The sequence below is a fragment of the Vogesella mureinivorans genome (genome assembly GCF_007644035.1).
Taxonomy (GTDB): domain Bacteria; phylum Pseudomonadota; class Gammaproteobacteria; order Burkholderiales; family Chromobacteriaceae; genus Vogesella; species Vogesella mureinivorans.
In genome coordinates this window covers 1-271 of the sequence record NZ_VMTV02000592.1, presented here as the reverse complement: position 1 = coordinate 271, position 271 = coordinate 1, and the positions used below count along the sequence as shown (strand labels likewise).

The 271-nt window shown below is 65.3% G+C and carries 1 protein-coding gene; it reads right to left on the bottom strand.

The window, feature by feature from the left end:
• Nucleotides 1-38: 38 nt before the first annotated feature.
• Nucleotides 39-271 (bottom strand): uL15 family ribosomal protein (locus FLQ44_RS16425; protein ID WP_240801311.1); only part of this gene is annotated, 233 nt, incomplete at its 5' end.

Genomic DNA, 271 nt, shown 5'->3' with positions numbered 1-271 from the left:
GCGATGGAACTTGCACCCACGTTCGACTGGGCCACGATTTACTCCACCGACCCGCCGGCCGCTTCAATCGCCGCCTTGGCACCGGCGGTCGCGGTCAGGCCGCGAACGGTGACCTTGCGATCGAGCTCGCCCTTCTTGACGATCTTGGCGGTGCGCGCGCGGGTCGACACGAGGGCGGCGGCCTGCAGGGCAGGGAAATCGATCACGTCACCCTCGACAAGAGCGAGCTGGTACAGGAAGACCTGAGCAACATCGTCCTTGAGCTTGGAGC